Genomic DNA, 6,436 nt, shown 5'->3' on the forward strand with positions numbered 1-6,436 from the left:
CATGGCGATATCCGTCGAGGCGCTGGGTGATTTCGTGGCCCGCGCGCTGGGGGCGCGCGGGGTGCCCGATGCGGACGCGGCAAAGGTTGCGGATCTGATGGTCGAGGCGGATGTCTACGGCCACGGCACCCACGGCGTTTTCCGGTTGCGTCAGTATCTGGCGCGCCTGGCGGGCGGTGGATACAACCCCACACCGACGATCGCTGTCGCGCAGGAAACCGTCGCGACAGCCGTGATCGACGGTGATAACGGGCTTGGCCACCTCGCCATGGCCGCCGCCCGCGACCTGGCCATCGACAAGGCGCGCAGCGTCGGGATCGGCTGGGTCGGCGTGCGGCGCGGCAATCACGCCGGGCCGCTGGCGCTGTATGTCCGTCCTCAGGCCGAAGCCGGGATGCTGGGCATGGCCGCCGCCGTGGGCAGCGCCAACCACGTGCCGCCCCATGGGGGAACGGATCTGCTTCTCGGCACCAATCCCATCGCCTTTTCCGCCCCCGCCGCAGGCCCTGACCCGTTCGTGTTCGACATGGCGACGACGGTGGCCGCGATGGGCAAGATCAAGACCTTGCTGCAACAGGGCAGACCGATGCCTGAAGGCTGGATGGTCGGGCGCGACGGCAAGCCGCTGACCGATCCGGCCCGGAAGTCCGAAGGCTTTCTGATGCCGATCGGCGGCTCAAAGGGCTTTGGCCTGTCGGTGGCCATCGGGCTGATGGCGGGAATCATGAACGGCGCGGCCTTCGGATCGGATGTGGTCGACTTCACGAAGGACACGACCTCATCCACGAATACCGGGCAATTCGTCGTGGCGCTTGACCCGAAGGCGTTCGGCAGCGGCGATGCCTTTGCCAGACAGGCAGCCCGGGTCTTCGACGAGATGCGCGCCTCGCCCCCGCTGCCCGGACATGACCCGGTGCGGCTGCCCGGCGATGGCAAGACGGCCCTTGCCAAGGCGCGCCGCAGCCATGGCCTGACGCTCGACCGCGCGCTTTGCTGTGACCTGAACGCGATTGCGGCCGATTGCGGATTGCCGCCGCCCTTTGCGCCGGATCGGGCGGGCTGAACCGCCGGTGACGGACCGCCTGCCCGCTTCGGCGTTATCCCGCGTCAGGCGTCCGCAGCGGCATCCATCATGTAGATCGACTTGGCATTGACGAATTCCTTCATGCCGAAGCCGCCGTGTTCGCGCCCGTAGCCCGAATTCTTCACGCCTCCGAAGGGCATGTTGGGTATGGCGAGGTTGAACCCGTTCAGAGAGATCATGCCCGTGTCGAACTGTTCGGCCGCCAGCTTGCGTGCGCGGCCCTCGTCGCGGCTGAAGATGCCGCCGCCGAGGCCGTAGCGGCTGTCATTGGCGATACGCATGGCGTCCTCGTCGTCCTCGGCCCTGATGATCGAGGCCACGGGGCCGAACAACTCGTCGTCATAGGCGGGCTGGCCGGGCTTCACGTCGACAAGCACGGTCGCGGGGTAATAGGCGCCCTTGCGGTCGGGCGTCTTGCCGCCGACCACGGCCCGTGCGCCCTTCCGGACGCTTTCATCCACCTGCGCCGCCAGCTTGTCGCGCAGATCGTTGCGTGCCAGCGGGCCTAGCCCGGTCCGGCCGTCCGTCGGGTCGCCCATCTCGATCGCCTGCATCTTCCGGGAATAGCCCTCGACGAAAGCATCGTAATTCCTTGCCGTGACGATGAACCGCTTTCCGTTCACGCAGGTCTGGCCGTTATTGTAGATCCGCGCCGCGACGCAGGCTTCCACCGCGCTGTCGATATCGGCGTCATCCAGGACGATGTAGGCGTCGTTGGATCCCAGTTCGAGAACGGATTTCTTGAGGTTCTCGGCCGCCTTCCGGGCCACGATCCGACCGGCCCCGTCGCTGCCCGTCAGCGTCACGCCGCGCACCAGATCGTTCTCGATGACCAGATCGGACTGGTCGTGATCGATCAGCAGGACCGTAAACAGGTTCTTCGGCAATCCCGCGCGCTGCATCAGATCACGCAGGAACAGCCCCGATCCGGTGCAGTTTTCGGCGTGCTTGAGAAGAACTCCGTTGCCGGCCATCAGGTTGGCGATGGCATAGCGCACCACCTGATAGCAGGGAAAGTTCCACGGCTGGATGCCGTAGATGACGCCCAGTGGCGAATAATGGACCACACCCGTGCCGCCGGGGATATCGCGTTCCTCGTCGGCCAGCGCCCTGGGGCCGTTATCGGCGGTGAACTGGCAGATCTGGGCGCAGAGGTCGATCTCGTCGCGGCTGTCGCCGATCAGCTTGCCAACCTCGCGGGTCATGAGCTGGGCAAAGTCTTCCTTGCTGTTCGCGAGTTCGTTGCCGATCGCGCGGATGGTCTCGGCCCGCTCTTCGATCGGGCGCTCCCGCCATTCGAGAAAAGCCTCGTGGCATCCGCGCACGGCGTCCTTCACCTCGTCATTGGTCATGAGGGCGTAGGTGTTCAGCGTTTCCTCTGTCGCGGGATTGATGGTGGTGATCTGGCTGGCCATGGATATCTCCGTGCTGTCCGGAAGCGTTTCTGGGCGGGCAACGCGATCGTCGTGCTCGATGTTCCTTGCGTGCAATCATATCTTGACGATCCTTCCTGGTGACATCGTCGTTCCGGATCGGTCCGATTGGCGAATGCACAGGCTGATCCGACCCCGATGACGCGGATCTGCGAAGACATCGCGGACAATCGGTGAGTTGCGCGGCATGGCGACGCGCCCCGGATTGGCCGGGCAAGCGACCGTGCGACGAAAGGGCCAGCCGCTATGGCGACAAGGATCGTCCGTGCCGCCTGCGCTGGCCGGTTCCGGCAACGACGAACGATCAATCGTGCGGTGCGTGGCGGCATCCTGGTCGGCAAGATCAACTTGCGCCCGCCCCGAATATAGGGTAGCACCCTTTCCTATGTCACACACCACCGAGAACAAATCGAAGCTCATTGCAAGGGTCCGCCGGCTGAAGGGTCAGATGGAAGCGATCGAGCGTGCGCTGGAAGCCGAAGCCTCCTGTGCCGAAATTCTGAACCTCGCCGCGTCGGTGCGCGGAGCCACCAACGGTCTCGTCGTCGAACTGCTCGAGGATCATCTGCGCAACCATATCGTCGATGCGGAAAACGAGGCGCAACGTGCCGCCGGGGCGGCGGAATTCACCGAAGTCATGAGAAGGCATCTCAGATGAGCCGCGATTTCGCACCCGTCGTTCCGCACGACCACGTATTCCTTGGCGAAAACCATGCCCGCAACGAACGCCGGACCTGGGCCGTCATCGCGCTGACAGCGACGATGATGGTTGCCGAAATCACCGCCGGGACGATCTTTGGATCGATGGCGTTGCTGGCTGACGGCTGGCACATGTCCACGCATGCCTCGGCGCTGCTGATCACGGCGCTGGCCTATCTCTATGCCCGAAGAAATGCGCGCAACCCGCGCTTTACCTTCGGCACCGGCAAGCTTGGCGATCTGGCCGCGTTCGGCAGCGCGACCGTTCTGGCCATCGTCGCTTTGCTGATCGGCTGGGAAAGCCTTGTCCGGCTGCGCAGCCCGGTTCCGATCAGTTTCGACGAGGCGATCCTGGTGGCGGCGTTGGGCCTTGTCATCAACCTGGTCAGCGCCTGGTTGCTCAAGGATGATCCCGACCATCATCATGGGCACGGACATCACCACCATGATGACCACCACCATGCGCAAACCCACAAGGACGGACATCACAGCGCAAATGCGACCGGCGTGGAACATCGCGACAACAACCTGCGCGCGGCCTATCTGCATGTCCTCGCCGATGCCCTCATTTCGGTGATGGCGATCTTCGCGCTGCTCGCGGGACGCAGCTATGGCTGGGTGTGGCTCGACCCTCTGATCGGCATCGTTGGCGCTGTTGTCATTCTTCGCTGGTCGTGGGGCCTGTTGCGCGATAGCGGTGCGGTGCTGCTGCATTATGGCGATGACGTTCTGCCGAACGAGGTCCGCGCCGCCATCGAAAACGAACGCGATGAAATAATCGACCTTCACGTCTGGCAACTGGGTCCGGGACATCACGGCGCCATCATCTCGATCCTGAGCGCGGATCCGAAGCCGGTCACGGAATACCGGAGGCGGCTGGAAAGCGTGCATGAACTCGCCCATGTCACCATCGAAGTGCATGCAAGGACTGCCTGAAATACTGGACCCGGCCCTGCATGGGCTGCGCGATGCGCCAGCAGAGCAGCGCGATCAGACGATACCAACGCGCAGGCGGCGGTCCTGACGGGCGAGCCGGCCGGTCTGTCGGAAGGCGATGGAGGTTGCGCGGCGCAGGTTTCGCCGGATCGGGGCCCGCAGCCGGGGCGGAAAGACGATCCGGCGCGGGGATCGGTCAGGCCCGGATATAGGCCTGGTAGAGATCGTTCATCCTGGCCGTCATCGGACCGGGCTTGCCCGAACCGATCGCGCGGCCATCAATACTGGAAACCGGCGTGATGCCGCCGAGCGTGCCGGTCACGAAGGCCTCGTCTGCCGCGTAGACCTCGGCCAGTGTGAAGGCCTTTTCGCGGACGACAAGGCCCGCCTCACGCCAAAGCGTGATCGCCTTCTTGCGCGTGATGCCGTTGAAGCAGGTCTGCCCGTCCGAGGTCCAGAGTTCCTGGCCCCGGATGATGAAGAAGTTGGTCGAGTTGCAGGAGGCGACGAAACCGCGATCGTCAAGCATGAGCGCCTCGTCCGCGCCCATGTTGATCGCCTGGATCAAAGCCTGAATGAAGTTGAGACGTGAGTGCGAATTGAGGCGCAGGTCGAAGACATCGGGCGTCGAACAGCGGATGGTCGAGGTCATCAGCTTGATACCGCTTGCCTTCAGTTCGGGATTGGGCTGTTTCCACTCGGCCACGATCACGATCGTTGCACCACCGACGATAAAGCGCGGATCCTGGTTCGGCGTCGACTTGCGCCCGCGCGAGATCATCAGGCGGATGTGGACGCCGTCCTCCATCTCGTTGTGCCCAAGGCATTTCCAGATTTCATCGACCAGTTCGGCCTTGCCGAAGCCGATGTCGATTTGAAGCGCGTTCGCACCTTCAAAGATGCGGTCGATGTGCTCATCGATGGCCAGCAGCCTGCCCTTGATCAGGCGGATACCTTCCCAAACGCCGTCGCCGAGCACGAACCCCGCGTCGAAGATCGAGACCTTGGCCTCGTCACGGCTGAAGAATTCGCCGTTCACATATATCTCGACGCCGTCGTTGCGCGGGTCTTTCACGTAGCTCTGGGAAGAGGAGCTGCTTTGAGGGGTCATGATCATACCTTGGTCTTGAGATGTCTGGATCGGGCGCGTTTCAGAACGCGAATTCTCCGAAGCGCCGGAGAAAGTCCCGCGTGCGCGGCTTTCGCGGGTTCTTGAGAACCTCGTCGGGGGTGCCGACCTCGTGGAAAACGCCATCGGCGAGAAAGATCACCTTGGTGGCGAAGTGGTAGGCAAAGCCAAGCTCATGCGTGACAAGCAGCATGGTCCGCCCTTCTTCGGCCAGCTTGTTGATGACGCGCAGCACCTCGCCCACAAGTTCGGGGTCGAGCGATGAGGTCGGCTCATCAAAGAGCAGGATCTCGGGCTGCATCGACAGCGCTCGGGCGATGGCGACGCGCTGCTGCTGGCCGCCGGAAAGGCGCCCGGGCCAGGCGTCGAGCTTATCCGACAGGCCGACCTTGGCCAGTTCGGCCTCGGCGATCCTGCGGGCCTCGGCTTTCGCCATGCCCTTGACCGTCACAAGTCCCTCCATGACGTTGCCCAGGACGCTCATGTGAGGAAAGAGATTGAACTGCTGAAACACCATGCCCAGCCGCTCGCGCACCTGGCAGAGCTGTTTATCGGGATAGGTGACGGTCCCTTTCCGCTCGACGCCGATGCGGGTGCCATCCAGCCAGATCTCCCCCGCGCTCAGCGTCTCCATGAAATTTATGCAGCGCAGGAAGGTGGACTTGCCCGAGCCCGAACCGCCGATGATCGCGACGCGTTCGCCCGGCTCGACGGTGAAATCGATTCCCTTGAGAACGTGATGGTCGCCGAACCGCTTGTGCAGGGCCTTGATTTCCAGAATGGGATTGCCGGTCATGCGAGTTCCTTTTCAGGTCAGTTGGACCGCGCCAGGTGCTTTTCGAGACGCCCGGCAAGGAAGGTGCCGGGATAGATCAGAACAAAGTAGATGAAGGCCACCGCCGTCAGGATCTCGAAGGGTCGATAATAGGTCGATGAGAGCAGACGTCCCTGGTACATCAGTTCGTGCACCGAGATCACCGAGGCAAGCGAGGACATCTTGGCCACCTCGATCGTCCGGTTGGTCAGGGCCGGCAGCATGCGCTTGATGACCTGCGGCAGGATTACCCGGCGCATGGCCTGGGTTCGGGACATGCCGATGGCAAGCGCGCCCTCCATCTGGCCGCGATGGATCGACCTGATGCCGCCCCGGAAAAT

General features: G+C 63.4%; 8 protein-coding genes. 3 read left to right on the plus strand and 5 right to left on the minus strand.

From position 1 onward, the window contains the following. Position 1 precedes the first annotated feature (1 nt). On the plus strand, positions 2-1,063 hold the full coding sequence (locus B4L36_RS09850; RefSeq protein WP_292956173.1) for an Ldh family oxidoreductase: 1,062 nt from the start codon (positions 2-4) through the stop codon (positions 1,061-1,063). A 44-nt stretch (positions 1,064-1,107) separates the two neighbouring features. Here the strand turns inward: B4L36_RS09850 and B4L36_RS09855 are convergent, their stop codons facing one another. Continuing rightward, positions 1,108-2,499, minus strand: coding sequence for an NAD-dependent succinate-semialdehyde dehydrogenase (locus B4L36_RS09855; RefSeq protein WP_292956176.1), 1,392 nt, complete (start codon positions 2,497-2,499; stop codon positions 1,108-1,110). 75 nt (positions 2,500-2,574) lie between these two features. Beyond that, entirely contained in the window at positions 2,575-2,937 is a 363-nt protein-coding gene (locus B4L36_RS09860; RefSeq protein WP_292956814.1) for a hypothetical protein, read from the minus strand. Here B4L36_RS09860 and B4L36_RS09865 point away from each other — a divergent pair. Next, the gene (locus tag B4L36_RS09865) at positions 2,903-3,175 is read left to right on the plus strand and encodes a metal/formaldehyde-sensitive transcriptional repressor (RefSeq protein ID WP_292956795.1); all 273 of its coding nucleotides are present in this window, start codon (positions 2,903-2,905) and stop codon (positions 3,173-3,175) included. The two genes, B4L36_RS09860 and B4L36_RS09865, sit on opposite strands and share 35 nt — an antisense overlap. Beyond that, positions 3,172-4,152 (plus strand): CDF family Co(II)/Ni(II) efflux transporter DmeF, encoded by a 981-nt coding sequence (gene dmeF / locus B4L36_RS09870; RefSeq protein ID WP_292956179.1) that lies wholly within the window; start codon positions 3,172-3,174, stop codon positions 4,150-4,152. The genes B4L36_RS09865 and dmeF overlap by 4 nt, the downstream gene beginning before the upstream one ends. A 196-nt stretch (positions 4,153-4,348) precedes the next feature. On the opposite strand, the gene B4L36_RS09875 is transcribed toward dmeF, so the two are convergent. The 3 genes from B4L36_RS09875 to B4L36_RS09885 all read right to left on the minus strand — a co-directional run. Continuing rightward, positions 4,349-5,263: an aminotransferase class IV gene (locus B4L36_RS09875; protein WP_414692172.1), complete on the minus strand. Its 915-nt coding sequence runs from the start codon at positions 5,261-5,263 to the stop codon at positions 4,349-4,351. A gap of 40 nt (positions 5,264-5,303) precedes the next feature. Next, positions 5,304-6,077: an amino acid ABC transporter ATP-binding protein gene (locus B4L36_RS09880; RefSeq protein ID WP_292956185.1), complete on the minus strand. Its 774-nt coding sequence runs from the start codon at positions 6,075-6,077 to the stop codon at positions 5,304-5,306. A 17-nt stretch (positions 6,078-6,094) separates the two neighbouring features. Further along, a partial coding sequence (locus tag B4L36_RS09885) for an amino acid ABC transporter permease (RefSeq protein ID WP_292956188.1) occupies positions 6,095-6,436 on the minus strand: 342 nt, incomplete at its 5' end.

Source organism: Paracoccus sp. UBA889, assembly GCA_002294185.1.
In the GTDB taxonomy this organism is placed as follows: domain Bacteria; phylum Pseudomonadota; class Alphaproteobacteria; order Rhodobacterales; family Rhodobacteraceae; genus Paracoccus.